General features: G+C 44.9%; 18 protein-coding genes. 13 read left to right on the forward strand and 5 right to left on the reverse strand.

The window, feature by feature from the left end; translation table 11 throughout:
- The first annotated feature begins 181 nt into the window (after positions 1-181).
- The 9 genes from nsrR to cysQ all read left to right on the forward strand — a co-directional run bounded on the left by nsrR (position 182) and on the right by cysQ (position 7234).
- Complete coding sequence (nsrR, locus tag XBJ1_RS01420) at positions 182-601, forward strand: nitric oxide-sensing transcriptional repressor NsrR (protein WP_012986936.1); 420 nt, start codon at positions 182-184, stop codon at positions 599-601.
- Between the two features lie 55 nt (positions 602-656).
- Positions 657-3089 (forward strand): ribonuclease R, encoded by a 2433-nt coding sequence (gene rnr / locus XBJ1_RS01425; protein ID WP_012986937.1) that lies wholly within the window; start codon positions 657-659, stop codon positions 3087-3089.
- An 86-nt stretch (positions 3090-3175) separates the two neighbouring features.
- Entirely contained in the window at positions 3176-3913 is a 738-nt protein-coding gene (rlmB, locus tag XBJ1_RS01430; protein WP_012986938.1) for a 23S rRNA (guanosine(2251)-2'-O)-methyltransferase RlmB, read from the forward strand.
- Positions 3914-4119: 206 nt separating this feature from the next.
- Complete coding sequence (rpsF, locus tag XBJ1_RS01435; RefSeq protein WP_012986939.1) at positions 4120-4518, forward strand: 30S ribosomal protein S6; 399 nt, start codon at positions 4120-4122, stop codon at positions 4516-4518.
- Between the two features lie 5 nt (positions 4519-4523).
- Positions 4524-4841 (forward strand): primosomal replication protein N, encoded by a 318-nt coding sequence (gene priB, locus XBJ1_RS01440; protein ID WP_012986940.1) that lies wholly within the window; start codon positions 4524-4526, stop codon positions 4839-4841.
- A gap of 4 nt (positions 4842-4845) precedes the next feature.
- The gene (rpsR, locus tag XBJ1_RS01445) at positions 4846-5073 is read left to right on the forward strand and encodes a 30S ribosomal protein S18 (protein ID WP_012986941.1); all 228 of its coding nucleotides are present in this window, start codon (positions 4846-4848) and stop codon (positions 5071-5073) included.
- 38 nt (positions 5074-5111) lie between these two features.
- A complete protein-coding gene (gene rplI, locus XBJ1_RS01450; protein ID WP_012986942.1) occupies positions 5112-5564 on the forward strand; it encodes a 50S ribosomal protein L9 in 453 nt (150 codons plus the stop codon).
- Positions 5565-5729: 165 nt separating this feature from the next.
- The gene (locus tag XBJ1_RS01455) at positions 5730-6350 is read left to right on the forward strand and encodes a peptidylprolyl isomerase (RefSeq protein ID WP_012986943.1); all 621 of its coding nucleotides are present in this window, start codon (positions 5730-5732) and stop codon (positions 6348-6350) included.
- A 143-nt stretch (positions 6351-6493) separates the two neighbouring features.
- Positions 6494-7234, forward strand: a complete 741-nt coding sequence (gene cysQ / locus XBJ1_RS01460; protein ID WP_012986944.1) for a 3'(2'),5'-bisphosphate nucleotidase CysQ — start codon at positions 6494-6496, stop codon at positions 7232-7234.
- 94 nt (positions 7235-7328) lie between these two features.
- On the opposite strand, the gene XBJ1_RS01465 is transcribed toward cysQ, so the two are convergent.
- Positions 7329-7886 carry a YtfJ family protein gene (locus XBJ1_RS01465; protein WP_038198274.1) on the reverse strand — a complete coding sequence of 186 codons (558 nt, stop codon included), beginning with the start codon at positions 7884-7886 and terminating at the stop codon, positions 7329-7331.
- 321 nt (positions 7887-8207) lie between these two features.
- Between XBJ1_RS01465 and XBJ1_RS01470 the strand changes: the two genes are divergently transcribed.
- Positions 8208-8414 (forward strand): DUF1107 domain-containing protein, encoded by a 207-nt coding sequence (locus XBJ1_RS01470; RefSeq protein WP_012986947.1) that lies wholly within the window; start codon positions 8208-8210, stop codon positions 8412-8414.
- Between the two features lie 99 nt (positions 8415-8513).
- Here the strand turns inward: XBJ1_RS01470 and XBJ1_RS01475 are convergent, their stop codons facing one another.
- Together XBJ1_RS01475 and msrA are read right to left on the reverse strand one after the other, a co-directional pair.
- Positions 8514-9845 carry a hemolysin family protein gene (locus tag XBJ1_RS01475; RefSeq protein WP_038198275.1) on the reverse strand — a complete coding sequence of 444 codons (1332 nt, stop codon included), beginning with the start codon at positions 9843-9845 and terminating at the stop codon, positions 8514-8516.
- Positions 9846-10000: 155 nt separating this feature from the next.
- Positions 10001-10648 carry a peptide-methionine (S)-S-oxide reductase MsrA gene (gene msrA / locus XBJ1_RS01480; RefSeq protein WP_012986950.1) on the reverse strand — a complete coding sequence of 216 codons (648 nt, stop codon included), beginning with the start codon at positions 10646-10648 and terminating at the stop codon, positions 10001-10003.
- Between the two features lie 136 nt (positions 10649-10784).
- Here msrA and tamA point away from each other — a divergent pair, with 136 nt between their 5' ends.
- Genes tamA through XBJ1_RS01495 form a run of 3 tightly spaced genes read left to right on the forward strand, consistent with a single transcriptional unit; the run spans position 10785 to position 16641 of the window.
- Positions 10785-12527, forward strand: coding sequence for an autotransporter assembly complex protein TamA (tamA, locus tag XBJ1_RS01485; protein WP_012986951.1), 1743 nt, complete (start codon positions 10785-10787; stop codon positions 12525-12527).
- Positions 12524-16291 (forward strand): autotransporter assembly complex protein TamB, encoded by a 3768-nt coding sequence (gene tamB, locus XBJ1_RS01490; protein ID WP_038198277.1) that lies wholly within the window; start codon positions 12524-12526, stop codon positions 16289-16291. The genes tamA and tamB overlap by 4 nt, the downstream gene beginning before the upstream one ends.
- A gap of 2 nt (positions 16292-16293) precedes the next feature.
- Positions 16294-16641 carry a gamma-glutamylcyclotransferase family protein gene (locus XBJ1_RS01495; protein WP_012986953.1) on the forward strand — a complete coding sequence of 116 codons (348 nt, stop codon included), beginning with the start codon at positions 16294-16296 and terminating at the stop codon, positions 16639-16641.
- Between the two features lie 69 nt (positions 16642-16710).
- Here XBJ1_RS01495 and ppa read toward each other — a convergent pair whose 3' ends face one another.
- Both ppa and fbp read right to left on the reverse strand, forming a co-directional pair.
- The gene (ppa, locus tag XBJ1_RS01500) at positions 16711-17241 is read right to left on the reverse strand and encodes an inorganic diphosphatase (RefSeq protein WP_012986954.1); all 531 of its coding nucleotides are present in this window, start codon (positions 17239-17241) and stop codon (positions 16711-16713) included.
- A 414-nt stretch (positions 17242-17655) separates the two neighbouring features.
- A complete protein-coding gene (gene fbp / locus XBJ1_RS01505) occupies positions 17656-18660 on the reverse strand; it encodes a class 1 fructose-bisphosphatase (RefSeq protein WP_012986956.1) in 1005 nt (334 codons plus the stop codon).
- Positions 18661-18807: the final 147 nt, after the last annotated feature.

An 18807-nucleotide genomic window follows, 5' to 3' on the forward strand; every position in this document is an offset into this window, starting at 1 on the left:
ATGCCCGGTTTTTTACTTTTTGGGGATAGGCTTTTGGGTGAGAGGTTATAAAACGCAGCTCGTTTTGCTTAATTTTTAAAATGCCCACATAATGTGAACAGATAATGATAAACCAATAAACATATATTTTATTTCTTGGTTCTAAATAACCGCTGTTATATCCGGTCGTCCAGAGGTAAGTGTGCAGTTAACCAGTTTTACCGATTATGGCTTGCGCGCCCTGATTTATATGGCTTCTCTGCCTGAAGGCCAGATGACTAGCATTACTGAAGTAACTGAAGTTTATGGTGTTTCACGTAATCATATGGTGAAGATAATTAACCAGCTCAGTAATTTAGGCCTAGTTAATGCTATCAGGGGAAAAAATGGCGGCATTAGTCTGGGTAAGCCTGCCAGCGAGATCAAAATTGGCGATGTAGTCCGTTCACTGGAACCGCTTTCATTGGTTAACTGTAGTGCTTGCTATATCACGCCCGCATGTCGCTTAAAATTAGTGTTGAATCAAGCGGTAGAAAATTTTTTGCAAGAGTTGGATAAACATACTTTGGCTGATATGGTCAAAGATAATCGTCCCCTTTATCAGTTGCTTCTGGCTAAGTGAAGCGAGAATGAAGCACGGGGAGCAACAGCTTGCTGATGACAACAGAGGAATTACGATGTCAAAAGATCCTTTTCAGGAACGAGAAGCTGAAAAATACGAATCTCCTATCCCAAGCCGTGAATACATCTTGGATATACTTTCTAAACACACCACTCCGGTAAGCCGTCAGGAATTAGCAAAAGAACTTCAGTTAACCAGTGCAGATGCACAGGAAGCGTTTCGACGTCGCCTGCGGGCAATGGAGCGTGATGGACAGTTGATTTTCACTCGTCGTCAATGTTATGCATTGCCGGAAAGACTGGATTTGTTGAAAGGTACGGTGATTGGACATCGTGATGGTTACGGTTTCCTGCGTGCGGAAGGCCACAAAGAAGATTTCTATCTGCCAGCAGAACAAATGAAAATGGCAATTCATGGCGATGTCATATTGGCACAGCCTTTGCAACCAGACCGTAAAGGTCGCGTTGAAGTGCGTATCGTTCGGGTATTGGAGCCAAAAAACAGTCAGATTGTCGGGCGATATTTTGTCGATGCGGGTATGGGATTCGTTGTCCCTGATGACAGTCGGCTAAGTTTCGATATTTTGATCCCAAAAGAAGAAATTTGCGGTGCAAGAATGGGCAATGTCGTCGTCGTTGAATTGACGAGTCGTCCGACCCGCCGAACTAAAGCTATCGGTAAGATCGTTGAAGTGCTCGGTGAAACGATGGGAACGAACATGGCGGTTGAAATTGCTCTTCGTACCCATGAAATTCCACATAGCTGGCCACCAATGGTAGAAAAACAGGTGGTTGATCTTGATGAAAATGTACCGGACTCGGCGAAAAAAGGCCGTGTTGACCTGCGTGGACTGCCACTGGTTACGATTGATGGTGAAGACGCCCGTGACTTTGATGATGCGGTTTATTGTGAAAGAAAACGTGGCGGCGGCTGGCGTTTATGGGTAGCGATTGCGGATGTCAGCTATTATGTTCGTCCGCAAACACCTCTTGATACAGAGGCGCGTAGCCGTGGTAACTCAGTCTATTTCCCATCTCAAGTCGTACCGATGCTGCCGGAAATTTTGTCGAATGGGCTGTGTTCTCTGAACCCAGAAGTTGATCGCTTGTGTATGGTGTGTGAAATGACCATTTCTGCCCAAGGCAAGCTGTCTTCTTATAAGTTCTATGAAGCTGTGATGAACTCTCATGCCCGTTTGACTTACACCAAGGTATGGAAAATATTGCAGGGTGATCAAGAGCTGCGTGAGCATTACCAGCCGTTGGTGACACATATCGAGTATCTGCATGAACTTTATCAGGCACTGGAGCAAGCACGGGAGCAGCGTGGAGCCATTTCGTTTGAATCTGAAGAAGCGAAATTTATTTTTAATGCAGAACGTCGCATTGAGCGTATTGAACCCGTTACGCGCAATGATGCCCATAAACTGATCGAAGAGTGCATGATTCTGGCCAATATTGCGGCGGCACGTTTTGTTGAGAAAAATAATGAGCCAGCGTTATACCGCGTCCATGATCAGCCTAGAGAGGAAAGTATCTTAAATCTGCGTTCAGTCTTCAACGAACTGGGTTTGAGCTTATTGGGTGGAATGAAACCTGAACCGAAAGACTTCGCTCAATTGATGAAAGATGTGGCTGAACGGCCGGATCATGAATTACTACAAACCATGTTGCTGCGCTCTATGAAACAGGCGATTTATGATCCGGAAAACCGTGGTCACTTTGGTCTGGCTCTGAGTTCTTATGCGCACTTTACGTCGCCAATCCGCCGTTATCCTGATCTGGCATTGCATCGAGCGATCAAATACTTATTGGCACAAGAGAATGGTGTCGTTGAACAGCATTGGACACCAACTGGCGGCTGGCATAACGATATGGACCACATGCTGCAATTGGGTAACCATTGCTCCATGACTGAGCGCCGTGCGGATGAAGCAACAAGAGACGTGGCAGACTGGCTGAAATGTGATTTTATGCAGGATCAAGTGGGCAATGTTTTCACTGGCTTGATTACTAGCGTAACGGGTTTCGGTTTCTTTGTCAGGTTGAATGAGCTGTTTATTGACGGCTTGGTACATGTTTCAACACTGGATAATGATTACTACAGATATGATAATGTTGGCCAGCGTCTGATTGGTGAGTCTTCTGGTCAGACTTATCGGCTTGGTGATGAAGTAGAGATCCGTGTCGAAGCGGTTCACATGGATGAACGCAATATTGATTTCACCTTGCTTTCTTCGACCCGAAAGGCGCGTAATCAAGGTAAGACCGCGCGCGATAAATCGAAAAGAGGCACACCAGAACGTAACAGTGGCAAAAAAGGGTATGATCATAAAAAATCAGCCAATTTTGAGCCAGACAACGCCTCCAGTAAAAAGAAAAAAGCGGAAAAGCCTAAAGCAAGCAAGAAGAAAACGTCAGACAAAACCAAAAAGATTACTGCAAAATTGAAAGCGAAACGCGTGAAAAAAACGCAGGAAAAAAGCTGACAAATACAGAGAATCAGGGCGGCTTCTGCTGCCCTCCATTTTTCAGGTATCATTTAAGATATCAGTGAGTTAGGTATCAACCAGCCATGAGTGAAATTATCTACGGTATTCATGCCGTTAAAGCCTTACTGGATCGCGAACCTCAGCGATTCATGGAAGTTTATGTATTGAAGGGACGTGAAGATCGTCGCTTAACCCCATTGTTACGGGAATTGGAAGATATTGGTATTACAGTTCAACTGGCCAATCGTCAATGGCTGGATACTCAGACAGAAAGTGCGGTACACCAAGGGATCATTGCCAAAGTTAAACCTGGGCGTCAGTATCAGGAAAGCGATTTACCGGATTTTCTATCACAGTTAGATCGCCCTTTTTTACTGGTACTGGATGGCGTTACTGATCCACATAATCTTGGGGCTTGTCTGCGTACTGCGGATGCCGCTGGCGTTGATGCAGTCATTATTCCTCGTGACCGCTCCGCACAACTGAATGCAACCACCAAAAAAGTCGCCTGTGGTGCAGCAGAAAACGTACCGCTCATTCGGGTGACCAACCTTGCCCGTACTCTGCGTTTGCTGCAAGAAAGCAATATCTGGATTGTGGGAACCGCAGGTGAAGCTACCCATTCTCTGTATCAGAGCAAGCTTACTGGCCCGGTGGCCTTGGTGATGGGTGCTGAAGGAGAAGGAATGCGCCGCCTGACTCGCGAACATTGTGATGAATTGATCAGTATCCCAATGGCAGGTTCTGTTTCTTCTCTGAACGTATCGGTTGCGACCGGGGTTTGCTTGTTTGAAATCATGCGTCAGAGAAGCGCCCAGTAATTTTTTTGTCCCGCATGATACATTTCATTGGGGCATTATTGGAATTAAGGATAAACGCGTTTTTTCTTTCACCCGTACCTTGAGTTTTTTTTATTGTGCGGGTATAGTTACGCGTCGATTTTTCAGCCGTATTCAACACGTTCCTTGCCTCCATGGGCCACGGCTGACCCTGACAGGAGGCTAATAATCCGTAAGGAGCAATGCTAATGCGTCATTACGAAATCGTTTTTATGGTCCATCCTGACCAAAGCGAACAGGTTCCGGGCATGATCGAGCGTTACAGTGCGACTATCACTAACGCGCAAGGTCAGATTCACCGTCTGGAAGACTGGGGCCGCCGTCAACTGGCTTACCCAATCAACAAACTGCACAAGGCTCACTACGTTCTGCTGAACGTTGAAGCGCCACAGGAAGCGATTGATGAGCTGGAAACTAACTTCCGCTTCAACGATGCCGTTATCCGCAGCATGGTTATGCGCGTTAAGCACGCAGTAACTGAACCATCACCAATGGTTAAAGCTAAAGACGAACGTCGTAGCCGTGACCTGGTCTTAGAAGAAGACATGGCTGATGATGCTGATGAAGCTGGGGACTCTGAAGAGTAATTACTGTGGCAGCTAATCGTTTGGTGCTTTCTGGCACAGTGTGCAAAGTGCCGATACGAAAAGTCAGCCCATCCGGTATTCCTCATTGCCAGTTTGTGCTCGAACATCGTTCACAACAGCAGGAAGCCGGATGTAGCAGGCAATCATGGTGCAAAGTGCCCGTTATTGCCAGCGGACAGTTATTACAAGAGTTCACTCACAGTATAACGGTCGGTAGCCGAATAACCGTTTCAGGATTCATTAATAGCCATCAAGGGCGTAATGGTCTTAGTAAACTGGTTCTTCATGCCGAGCAGATTGAATTGATAGATTCTGGAGACTAGCCAAATGGCACGTTATTTCCGTCGTCGCAAATTCTGCCGTTTTACAGCGGAAGGCGTTCAAGAGATTGATTATAAAGACATCGTTACGCTGAAAAACTACATTACCGAAAGCGGTAAAATTGTACCAAGCCGCATTACCGGCACTCGTGCAAAATACCAGCGTCAGCTCGCTCGTGCTATCAAGCGTGCGCGCTACCTGTCTTTGTTGCCTTACACTGATCGTCATCAGTAATAGGCTCAGTCCATTAACGACTTTGAGAGGATAAGGTAATGCAAGTTATTCTGCTTGATAAAGTAGCGAACCTGGGTAGCCTGGGTGACCAAGTTAACGTTAAAGCGGGTTATGCCCGTAACTTCTTAGTTCCACAGGGCAAAGCTGTTCCTGCGACTAAGAAAAACATCGAATTCTTCGAAGCTCGCCGTGTTGAACTGGAAGCCAAATTGGCTGACGTTCTGACAGCAGCAGAAGCTCGTGCAGCACAAATTAACGCACTGGGCTCTGTCACCATCGCTTCTAAAGCGGGTGACGAAGGTAAACTGTTCGGTTCTATTGGTACTCGTGACATCGCTGACGCAGTTTCTGCTGCTGGCGTTGCGGTATCTAAGAGCGAAGTTCGCCTGTCTAACGGCGTTCTGCGTACCACTGGTGAGCACGAAGTTCACTTCCAGGTACACAGCGATGTATTCGCACAGTTGAACGTTAACATCGTTCCTGAAGCTTAATCTTTGATTAGCTAAAGCGAACATGTGACAAAAAACGCTGGCAATGCCAGCGTTTTTTGTTTGTATTTTTTCATTACCTATCTCGATTAAAATCCTTCGCGCGTTTACCCATTCTGGCAGGGCTGTTATGCTTGAGTCTTCATTCATTTAATAACAGGTATTTTCATGACAACACCTTCTTTTGAGTCTATTGAAGCGCGGGCGAGTTACGGCATTGGTTTACAGGTTGGGCAACAATTGCAGGAATCGGGTTTACAGGGATTGGAACCAGAAGCATTACTGGCAGGTCTGTGTGATGCTCTGGAAAATCGTTCTCCGGCTATTCCTGTAGAAGAACTGCATCGTGCGTTGCGCGAAATTCATGAACGTGCTGATAGTGTTCGTCATGAACATCAGCAGACGATGGCAGAAGAAGGCAAAAAGTTTCTGGCAGAAAATGCAGAACGTGAAGGCGTCAGCAGCACAGAGTCTGGTTTGCAGTTCTCTGTTCTGACACAAGGTGATGGTGCGATACCTGCTCGTAGTGACCGTGTTCGTGTGCATTATACTGGTCGCCTGATGGATGGCTCTGTGTTTGATAGCTCCGTGCAGCGTGGGACACCAGCAGAATTCCCAGTGAGTGGTGTTATTCCTGGTTGGATTGAAGCGCTGACCCTGATGCCTGTTGGTTCCAAGTGGGAACTCTATATCCCTCATAATCTGGCTTATGGTGAGCGTGGCGCAGGCGCGTCAATTCCTCCTTACAGCACACTGATCTTTGAAGTAGAATTACTGGAAATCCTGTAATTTTATCTTTCATCCATAAAATAGCCGGTTATCCGGCTATTTTTTTGCGCGTTTTTTGAGATAAAGTATTCGCTATTCCAGTACAAAATACGCTAAAAATGTAATCTAAAGTTATAGCTGAATAATGAATGCAGAGGTGTATGATGCTACAACAGATCTGCCAATTGGCGCGGGAAGCTGGAGCTGCCATCATGGTGGTTTATCAGGATGAGCAGCCGTTGAAAGTAGAGCATAAAATGGATGATTCACCTGTTACTGCTGCGGATATTGCCGCCCACAAGATTATTAAAGCGGGGTTGATGCGTATTGCACCGGATATCCCGTTGCTGTCAGAAGAAGATCCCCCTGTATGGGAGGAGCGCAAAAACTGGCAGCGCTACTGGCTGGTCGATCCGCTGGATGGTACGAAAGAGTTTATCCAGCGAAACGGTGAATTTACCGTTAATATTGCATTGATTGAGGATGGTGTTCCGGTGATGGGCGTCGTTTATGTTCCTGTGCTGAATGTTTTGTACGCAGGGCAGGGACATCAGGCTTGGAAGGAAACCAATGGGCAGACAATTCCTATTAAGGTTGCTGCTGCAGTGCTGCCGACTGTGGTGATCAGCCGTTCTCACATAGACGAGGAATTGAAGGATTATCTTACTCAATTAGGAACCCATCAGACAGTTTCGGTCGGATCTTCACTTAAATTTTGTATGGTTGCAGAAGGAAAAGCTCAACTTTACCCGCGCTTTGGGCCAACTAATATTTGGGATACCGCCGCAGGTCACGCTGTTGCGATTGCCGCAGGTGCACATGTCACGGATTGGGAAGGTAAGAAGCTCAATTACGCGCCGCGTGAATCTTTTCTGAATCCGGGGTTCAGAGTCACTATTTTTTAGTTATTAGTTTCTTCATTATTAAGGTGATAATGGTTCCTGTTTTGGAACCATTATGACTAAATTATAATTACTAAGGTGTTAATGGAACTACAGGTTAGTTGTTCAATTCTTCTTTGATCAGATTGAGAACATGGGTGATGTCTTCGTTGCTCAATTTACCATCTTTAACAAATTTCACGTTACCGTTTTTATCCAACACGATGATTGCCGAACTTTTGGGTTCCAGACCCCAGGCTTTCTTAGCTAAACCTTCACTATCGACAATAAACTGTGACCACGGAAACTCTTTTTTACTGTCTTCGAGACTATTACGAACGAAGACGCTGGTACCAAAAATAGCATCATCAGTATTCACGATGCTGGTTGTTTGATATTTTTCCTTTGGAAGGTCGGCTTGTTTCAACGCTTGAATCAGAGGATCATTCATCTCTTTTGCAGAACTGCGGCCAGCAATATGCTGGATGGTTCTTACTTTTCCAGGAAGTTCTGTACTGTTCCAATTTTGGTAGCTGAACTTGTCATTGTTGAGCAGTAACTCACCTTTATCTGTCACGCTGACCGTAGGGACTGGCTGTCCTACTGCGATGTTATGGGCAGATGCGAATACTGAAGTTAAGCTCAGTATTGCATATAACATAATGTTTTTTATCATATTTATTCCTTATTTAGCATGGTGAAGCATGTTATCAGGGAACATCACATTCAGCATAGCGCTTGTTAACTGGTCTGTCCTCATAAAAATAAACAAATTGATAACATTTGAAACAAAATATAAGGCAATTCCATGTTAAAGCAACATAATGCTCTATATTTTCATTACGTTACGTAAAATGAGTGATTGAATCATTTAAAATCAGGGAACAAATTTCTATATGTGTAGTCTATACATCTTACACAACAGTGATGTGTCTTCACTGATGGTGTAATGCAGAAGAAATAGTATCGTAAGCAGAATGGGAGGAGAAAAAAATAAATGAAAATCTTTCACCATTATAACCCACTGAAAGTTGCTCTTTACGTAAAAACTCTATTTCGTGGGCGTTTGTATATTAAGGACATGGGCGCTTTTGAATTTAACTACGGGAAGATCTTGCCACCCAAGATAAAAGATAAACGTCACTTGAATGTAATGAGTGAAATTAATCAGCAGGTGTTGCGCCTACAGGCCGAAATGGGGTAGTTTTTCTGTAACGGCTAACTCGCCGAACGATATGTGTCAGAGTTGACAGCGCATGATGAGTATAATTAACGGCCTCGCGGCCGTTTTTGATCGGATTTTTTACTGGACCTGTGCTTGACTGCTGGGAGATGGGTTGGATTGGGCAGGCGTGTCCACAATTTTCGTCACCAGCAATTGGTCGATTTTGTAATTATCAATATCCACCACTTCAAATTTGTAGCCGCTGAATTTCACAAAATCCGTACGCTTTGGAATTTTCCGCAGGCGAAACATCATAAATCCTGCGATGGTTTCATAATTGTTGGAGTCTGGGAAATCATCGATATCCAGTACTCGCAACACATCTTCTATTGGTGTGCCACCTTCAACAAGCCATGAATTTTCATCGCGGACAACAATCTGCTCTTCCTGCCCCTGATCAACTAAATCGCCCATTAAGGTGGTCATTACGTCATTCAAAGTAATGACTCCCATCACCAATGCATACTCGTTGAGGATGATCGCAAAATCTTCACCAGCCGCTTTGAAACTTTCTAGCGTATCAGAGAGTGAGAGCGTATCAGGAATCATCAAGGCATTGCGGGTTTGAACACCATCTTTCAAGCTGAGGCTCTGCCCGTTCAGAACACGGTTGAGTAAGTCTTTGGAATCCACATAGCCAGTAACATGGTCAATACCGCCATCACAAACGAGAAATTTTGAATGCGGATGGGTGGATATTTTTTCCTTGATACTGTTTTCGTCTTCATTCTTGTCAAAATAAATAACGCTTTCACGGGAAGTCATGGCAGAAGGCACGGTACGGGATTCCAGTTCGAAAACATTTTCAATCAGCTCATGCTCCTGTTTACGTAATACACCCGCTAACGCTCCGGCTGCAACAACGGCATAAATATCATCGGAAGTGATATCTTCATTACGTGCCATAGGAATTTTAAATATTTTGAAGAAACAGTCAGCAAGGCCATTGAACAGCCATACCAGCGGGCGAAAAGTTGCCAGACAGAAACGCATTGGATTGACAATTCTCACTGCAACGGCTTCGGGCTTAATCATGCCAATACGTTTAGGAATCAAATCAGCAAGCAGAATAAAGAAACTGGTGACGATAATGAAAGAACAGATAAAGCCAAGTTGATCGGCCCATTCCTGACGCATGAAGTTCGAGAATAGTGTTTTCAGGGCGGGTGAAAATGCAGATTCTCCCACGACGCCCGCGAGGATCGCAACTGCATTCAGACCAATTTGAACAATAGTAAAGAACATGCCTGGCGTTTCTTGTAACTTAAGCACATGGGCAGCATTGAGGTTCCCTTCATCGGCCATGAGTTTTAATTTGATCCTTCTTGAGGCGGCCAGAGAAATTTCAGATAGCGAAAAAAATGCGCTGATTGCACATAGCAAAAGTATTATTAATAAACTATTTAACATAAGGCACCCGTGTTTTATCTCCAGCGGTAGGGCAGGTTTTATTTGAATAACACCGGAGGGGAGATGAAAAATTATACAAATAAAATCTTACGGCATTTTACCGTAAGATATATAAATTTAGTCTAATGATTATAACACTGAGCTGACTAAATCGGCTAGTTTTTGTGCGTAGGGAGGAGGCATACCCCAATACCACCGAGTCCACAATACCCTTCAGGATTTTTGAAGAGATACTGCTGGTGATAATCTTCCGCAAAATAGAATGGCTTCGCTGCGTGGATCTCCGTGGTGATTGTGCGCTGGTCGCCATTTTCATTCATCGCTTGCTGGAATTGTTCGCGGGTAGCGAGTGCCTGCTCATATTGTTGAGATGAAATAGTATAAATGGCAGAGCGGTACTGTGTACCGATATCACCATGTTGACGCATACCTTGGGCGGGATCGTGATTTTCCCAGAAAAGCGTCAATAACTGCCCATAAGTGATTTTGGTTGGATCAAATACGATCCTGACTACTTCGGCATGTCCGGTTAACCCTGTGCAGACTTCTTCATAAGTTGGATTTGGCGTAGTACCACCACTGTAACCCACAGAGGTCGTGTAGATACCTTCCTGTTGCCAGAACAGGCGCTCAACTCCCCAGAAACACCCCATTCCTATATAGGCTATCTCCATGTTTTCAGGAATGTCGTTTATCGAATGCTGTGTGATGACATGGTAGGGTGATACAGTTAATGGGATTGCCCTACCCAGTAATGCATCCTGTGTGGAAACATGTTGGCTTTCGTTGGCTGAATTTGGCAAGATTCTCTCCCGTTATTTATAGATTTTATGGTTATTAGTTGCTTGTATATCTTTCAAACTTTACCAGAATTAATTTATTGCAGCATTTTTATATCGTTGGATTTTACCCCCAGATAGATAAATATTAGGAGTTTGCGTGTCACGATACCCCTTCATATTTGTGCTTTGCGTGTCTGTCGCAACTCCATCGGCCTATAGTGCAAATTTACGATTGAAAGTGGAAGGTCTTTCTGGCGAACTGGAAAAAAATGCCAGAGTACAGCTCTCAAACATAAGTACCGAGGAAGTCGCTCCCGATGCGCGCTTTCAGGCCCGTGTCGAGAAAGCCATACAGCAAGGGTTAAGGCCATTGGGATACTACGATCCCACTGTTGAATTCACTTATCAGGAGAAAACACCACCTTCCCGCCCTGTTTTGACAGCGAACGTGACACCGGGTGAACCGGTACGGGTAGTCGAAGTCAATGTTGATTTGGAAGGTAGCGCAAAAACTGATAAAGATTATGCAGCACTCATCAAAAAAAATATGCCAAAGGAAGGGGCGATCCTGAATCATGGTGAATACGAACATTTCAAGGGTGCATTGAATAGTCTGGCAGTTAGAAAGGGTTATTTTGATGCTGTGATGAAAAAAAGTGAATTAGAAGTATCACAGGAGCAGCATAAATCCTATTGGAACTTCGATTTCGACAGCGGAGATCGTTACCGCTTTGGCTCCGTGAGATACCACGGCTCGCAAATTCGTGAAAATTACCTGAACAATCTTTTGCCGTTTAAACAAGGTGAGTATTACACTTCGGATCAACTTGCGGAATTCAACAGTCGTCTGGCGAATACCGGATGGTTCAATTCTGTGGTGGTCGTGCCTGATTTTAAGGTAGGCCACACGAGCCAGGATAAGTTATTGCCACTGGATGCTTTCTTGGTTCCCAGCTCTGCCAATTATGTTGAACTAGGGGGAGGTTATGCAACGGATGTTGGCCCCCGCGTTAAAGCAAAATGGAAAAAGCCATGGCTTAACTCTCGTGGGCATAGCCTGAGTACCAATATTAACCTGTCGGCACCTGAACAAGTTATTGATGCATCCTACAAAATGCCACTCAAATCTAATCCGCTTGAACAATATTATGAGTTGCAGACAGGTTATAAACGTAAAGATATTAACGATACCATTTCTGATACGGCAACATTGAACCTTTCCCGCAATTGGGATCTCTTCACCGGATGGCAATATGGTGTCAACTTACGCTGGAGTCTTAGTCACTTTACGCAGGCTAACGTGACAAATACGACGATGCTACTCTATCCGGGAGCGACTGTCAGCCGAATTCGCCAGCGTGGTGGCACTATGCCTTATTGGGGAGATAGTCAGCGTTATTCAATAGATTTTTCCGACAAAACCTGGGATTCGAATGTGGATTTCTTGGTGTTACAGGCCCATCACGTCTGGATCAGGACTTATAAGGATAAGCACCGCTTTGTGGTACGGGGTGATCTAGGCTGGATTGAAACCAATGAATTCAACAAAGTTCCACCGGGTTTACGTTTCTTCGCCGGGGGGGATCGCAGCATCCGTGGTTATAAATACCAAAAAATTTCACCGAAAAATAGTGAGGGAAAACTGACTGGGGCATCGAAACTAGCCGTTGGCTCACTGGAATATCAATACAATATCTATGGAAACTGGTGGAGTGCGTTGTTTGTGGATACTGGCGAAGCGGTGGATGATATTAAAAAGAGTGATTTTAAAACCGGCGCAGGGATTGGTGTGCGTTGGGCCTCACCCGTTGGGCCAATTAAATTTGATCTTGCGACGCCAGTAGGAGACGCAAGCAATCATGGTATTGAGTTTTACATCGGTTTAGGGGCTGAACTATGAGGTGGGTCAAAAGGCTCAGTATGACTTTTCTGCTGCTTGTTGGCCTGCTGCTGATAACCATTGTGGGATTGGTTGGCACACAAACCGGACTGCATTTTATGATTAACAGCGCAGCACGTTGGGTTCCCGGACTGGATATCGCCAATGTCAGCGGAGGATGGCGTGATTTAACCTTAAAAGGTGTTAAATATCAGATGCCGGGAGTGAGTGTTAGTGCTGACAATTTATACCTTTCGCTACGTTTATCCTGCTTGAAACACAGTCACCTGTGTGTCAATGCGTTAACTACGGAAGGCGTGGCAGTCTCGGTGAATACGGCTGATCTTCCTCCATCAGAAAAGTCGCCTGCATCAGAGCCATTGACTGAATTGAAAACACCGTATCCTATTTCACTGGATTTGCTTTCTTTGAAGAATATCCACGTCAAGGTTGACGATATAGTGATTGCGTTGGATGAATTTAAAACAGGGGCGCAGTGGCGGGAAAAACAGCTGACATTGAAACCAACGAAAATCAGCAATCTATTGGTTGCTCTGCCTAAAACGCGGCCTGAACAAAGCGGTACAGTGCAAAAGGGCAAACAAAAGCCTGAACCTGAAAAATCATTGGGTGAAACCTTGAAAGCGCTATTTGCCAAACCTTTCTTAGCTGAATTGCCCAATGTTCCTATTCCTCTCGATATTATGGCAGAAAACATTCATGGCAGTCAGCTTCGCCTGACAGGTGATACAGATATCACGATTAATGATCTACGGTTGCAAGCCAGTAATCAGGGACAGCAGGTTGATGTGAAAACCTTCAGTGTAAGTGCACCGGAAGGCTCACTTTCGCTACAGGGGACGGCGGGGCTATCTGAACAGTGGCCAGTCAAACTGGTGATTAAGAGCAATACGAATCTGAATGAACTAAAAGGACAAAAGCTTGATTTAACCCTGAATGGTGCTCTGTTGCAGCAGCTTAATCTGGCATTGCATCTTTCAGGACCTATTATTGCCAATCTGAGTGCTCAGACTGAGTTGGCGAAGGCGGGTTTGCCTGTACGCCTGACATTGGAAAGCAAACAACTTCAGTGGCCATTGACGGGTGAACCGGAATATCGACTTGATGGTGTTAAGCTTCGACTGAATGGCAAAGCCAGTGGCTACGATCTCTCCCTCCGTTCAGATATTAAAGGTCGTGATATTCCTCCTGCATTACTAATGTTGGATGCGAAGGGTAATGAAGAATTGCTCAGGCTAACCCGTCTGCGTCTGTCTGCATTGCAGGGGAAAGCGGAGATCACTGGCATCGTTGACTGGAGCAAAGCGATTAGCTGGAATGCGAACCTGATTCTGGATGGCATCAATACCGCTAAACAATGGCCAGAGTGGCCAGCCAAAATGAATGGCAAAATGGCAATACGCGGTAGCTTGTATGGCGGCAGTTGGCAACTCCAGATCCCTGAAATTGCTCTTGATGGTTATGTGAAACAGAATATCGTCAAAGCACATGGCAAGGCGTCTGGCAATGCGGCGGGACAATGGAATATTCCTCAGTTTGACCTCACTTTTGGCCGTAATAGGCTGAATGTTCAAGGGCAGCTTACAGATGAAAAGTGGAAGTTGGATGGTGAAATTAATGCGCCACAGTTAAATGGATTACTGCCAGGATTGTCCGGTGTGGTTATCGGTAATGTGAAACTGCGCGGTAACATGAAAGCACCACAAATAGTGGCAGATTTAAATGCACGTAATGTGCGGTGGCAGAATGATCTGAAAGTGGATAGCGCCACGATTAAGGGAGATGTGCGCTCGGCTGAACAGATTGAAGGACAGCTCTCAGTTGCTGTTCATCAATTGAAACAGGCGGATTTAATCATCAATAATTTGATGCTAAATGCTAAGGGCACGGAAAAGCAGCATGATTTACATTTGAACATTGAGGGCAACCCCGTATCAGGTCAATTGGCACTCAGTGGTCGCTTTGACCGCAGTCAGGAACGCTGGCAAGGAACTATCAACAATACCTACTTTGATACTCCTGTCGGTGAGTGGCGCCTAAATAAGGCGATGGTCATTGATTACCTGAATCCACAGCAGAAAGTAACAATAGGAACACATTGCTGGCTTAACCCGAATGCACAGATCTGTGTTCCCAAACCGATTGAGGCGGGAGCCAGTGGCCATGCTGAAGTGGTGCTTAAACGTTTTGATTTGGCCATGATTCAGCCATTCCTTGATAAAATGACTCAAGTTAAAGGCGTGTTCAGCGGGAATGCCAATGTCAAATGGACGGCGGGACAGGCTTTGCCACAGGCTAAAGTCGTCTTGCAAGGAAATGGGGTTCAGCTTCACCAAATGGTTGAGGGAGCTGCATTACCTGTTGATTTTGAAACGTTAACAGTGAATGCAGGACTAACAAATGGTAAGGCAAATGTGGCATGGCTATTTAAGCTGGCAGGCAATGGGCAATTAAATGGCAATGTTCAGGTGGATGATCTGGAAGGCCGCCGCAAGCTATCTGGGAATGTGGATATTCGAGCTCTTTCTTTAAAGCTGATTAAACCGATCTTGGGTAAAGACGAAAAAGCGGAAGGAGGCTTGAATGCCAACCTGCGTTTCGGTGGTAATGTAAAAAATCCGCTGTTGTTTGGTCAGCTTAAGACGGATGACCTTCAAATCGTAAGTCACTGGTTACCTTTTGATATCACTCAAGGCCAGCTAGCTATCTATTTTGATGGTGTCCGCTCTGGCTTGGAGGGTGTTATCAAAACGCCTAAAGGGCAGCTGAACCTTAACGGCAATGCTGACTGGCGTAATTTGAACGCATGGTATGCCAAAATTGCCGCGAATGGTGAAAAATTGCGTGTGACAGTGCCGCCAATGGTGAAAATTGATGTTAGCCCTAATTTGGTACTTGAAGCTACGCCTGATTTACTGAAACTTGATGGGAATGTGGATATTCCGTGGGCACGCATTACGGTGCAGGAATTACCAGAGTCTGCTGTGGGTATTTCTTCTGACGAAGTCATGCTAGATAAAAATCTCCAGCCGATAGAAAAGAAAAAATCGTCCATTCTGGTTAAAAGTAACTTAAATATTCGCATTGGTGATGATGTCCGTTTGAATGCATTTGGTCTGAAAGCTCAACTTAAGGGGGTCTTGAAAGTCATTCAGGATAAACAGGGGCTGGGGTTGAATGGTCAAATTGATATTCCAGATGGTCGTTTCCATGCCTACGGGCAGGATTTGCTGGTACGCAAGGGCACAATTATATTTTCCGGCCCGCCGGAACAGCCAATGCTGAACATTGAAGCGATCCGTAACCCCGACTCGACGGCGAATAAGGTTGTCGCTGGTGTGAAAGTTACGGGATTGGCGGATAAACCCAAAGTTGAAATTTTCTCTGAGCCAGCAAAATCACAGCAGGAAGCACTGTCTTATCTTCTGCGTGGTGAAGGTTTGGAGAAGAGTGGTTCTGACAATAACCAAATGACTTCCATGCTAATTGGTTTGGGCGTTTCCCAAAGTGGTCAATTGGTTGGCAAGATTGGTGAAACTTTTGGTGTTTCTGATTTAGCTTTAGATACTCAGGGTGTGGGTGACAAATCTCAGGTTGTCGTCAGCGGCAAGATAACCAACAACTTGCAGGTGAAATACGGTGTTGGTATTTTTGATTCTCTGGCGACCTTGACATTACGCTATCGTGTAATGCCAAGATTGTATCTCGATGCGGTATCTGGTATTGATCAGGCTTTAGATCTGCTCTATGAGTTTGAGTTTTAAAAATGCGAGTAATTGTTTATGGCAGCCTGAGGCGCAAACAAGGTAACCACCACTGGATGACCTATGCCCAACTTCTAGGAGAACATAGGTTAGAAGGTTATGAAATTTATGACCTGGGACATTATCCAGCGGTGATCCGTGGCGAAGGGACAATTGAATGCGAAGTATATCGCATTACGCCATCCATCCTGACAGAACTGGATGCTTTGAAAAAGAATTATCAGGAATACGAAAGGGAATTGATTAAAACACCTTACGGCAGTGCATGGATCTATTTATATAGACTGCCTGTTGATGGACTGCATCGGATAACATGTGGTGACTGGATCAAGCGCCACGAAGAAGAATAAATAAAAACCTCTGCCTCTATGTGGTGGCAGAGGTTTTTTATGACCAAAACTCGCTGTTATCCCTCAGGATTATTTTTTAGCAGCGCGTTCGAAAGAAGACAGGATTTCAGCTTTAGCGGCTTCGACATTGTCCCAACCGTCAACTTTCACCCATTTGCCTTTTTCCAGATCTTTATAATGTTCAAAGAAATGGGTGATTTGGGCACGCAGCAGTTCTGGCAGATCGTTCACATCTTTGATGTGATCGTATTCTTTGCTCAGTTTGGTGTGAGGAACAGCGACCAATTTCGCATCTTCACCGGATTCGTCGGACATTTTCAGAACACCAACGGGACGGCAGCGAATAACGGAACCTGGCTGTAATGGGTATGGGGTAGGAACCAGCACGTCAACAGGGTCACCATCAAGGGACAGAGTATTGTTGATGTAACCGTAGTTGCAAGGATAGAACATTGCAGTAGACATGAAACGGTCTACAAACAGTGCGCCAGATTCTTTATCTACTTCATATTTGATCGGATCTGCATTCGCAGGGATCTCAATGATGACATAGATATCTTCAGGCAGTTCTTTACCGGCCGGTACATTGTTCAGGCTCATAAAAGGTTTCCTTTAATTTCAAACCAAAATGGAGTGCGGGCTATTATAGCCAAAACAGACTTAAAGTCCCCGCATTTTTCCAGTCGTTGAACGCCATACAGCTCAGTAATTGGGTGTTATAAAATCTGTTGTATTGGATAAAAAGTGATTATTTACTTTTTTATTGTTCACATTTCTGTCTGGTTCATGAGTCATGAACAGAATGATTTCGTGAACAAATATAAATAGAAAAAGAGTATGTATAGAACTTAAGGGAACAATATAGATAATCGGCAGGAAAAAGTGACGTTAACGTTGAGAGCAAGTCGTTGCGTTAAGCGTGTTGCTCAACAAATTAAAGGATAAGTCGCGTTGTTAATAAAGAGGCGACACTTCGCCCCTTCATTAAATTAACTATTCAATCAACAAACCTACTTACTCACCTGGAAATTCAGCCATAAAGCTTTCGGCTTTTTCCACCATTGATTTTGTTCCCACGAAGAAAGGAACACGCTGATGCAGTTGGGTTGGTGTGATATCTAGAATTCGGTTTTTGCCATCACTGGCCTTGCCGCCAGCCTGCTCAGCCAAAAAAGCAATCGGGTTGCATTCATACAGCAGACGCAATTTTCCTGTTGGATTACTTGCGGTGCTTGGATAAATATAGATGCCGCCTTTCAGCAGGTTGCGGTGGAAATCTGCAACCAGCGAGCCAATATAACGGGTGGTGTAAGGGCGCTGGGTGGCTTCGTCTTGCTCTTGGCAATATTTGATGTACTTTTTCACGCCCATCGGGAATTTGATGTAGTTTCCTTCGTTGATGGAGTACATATTGCCTTTGGCAGGGAATTGAACTTTTTCATGAGTCAGGCAGAATACGCCGAGTGAGGGATCGTAAGTGAATGTATGAACTCCGTAACCTGTGGTGTAAACCAACATAGTGGATGAGCCATAGACCACATAACCCGCCGCAACCTGACGATTTCCCGGTTGCAGGAAATCGTCTTCGGTAACTGGCTGCCCAATAGGTGTAATTCTATGGTAAATTGAGAAAATAGTCCCGACGGAAACGTTTACATCAATATTCGAAGAACCATCCAGTGGGTCCATCAAAACAACATACTTCGCATTTTCTGCACGGTCGCCATCAAAGACAACGATCTCATCTTCTTCTTCAGAAGCAATACCTGCTACTTCACCGCGCGCTTTCAATGCAGCCTTCAGTTTTTCATTGGCATACAAATCCAGCTTCATCTGAACTTCGCCCTGAACATTCGATACGCCGCTGGTACCTAAAATATCCACCAGACCAGCTTTATTGATGTCCCGATGAATGATTTTGGCACCCAGTTTGATGGCAGAAAGCAGTGCGGTCAGTTCACCCGTAGCATGAGGAAAGTCTTGCTGTTTCTCGACGATGAATTCGCCTAATGTTTTCATGACGAAAGCCCTGAATTTTGTTGTGGTTTTAGAGAGCGTGCTGCACTTGCGTGTCGCACTCATGCGCGGCAGTTTAGCTAAAGAATGGGATGATTGATAGGCTATTGCATTTCTAATCTCAGCATTGATGGTTAGAATAGTGACACA

Origin of the sequence: Xenorhabdus bovienii SS-2004 (assembly GCF_000027225.1) — a bacterium.
Lineage (GTDB): Bacteria > Pseudomonadota > Gammaproteobacteria > Enterobacterales > Enterobacteriaceae > Xenorhabdus > Xenorhabdus bovienii_C.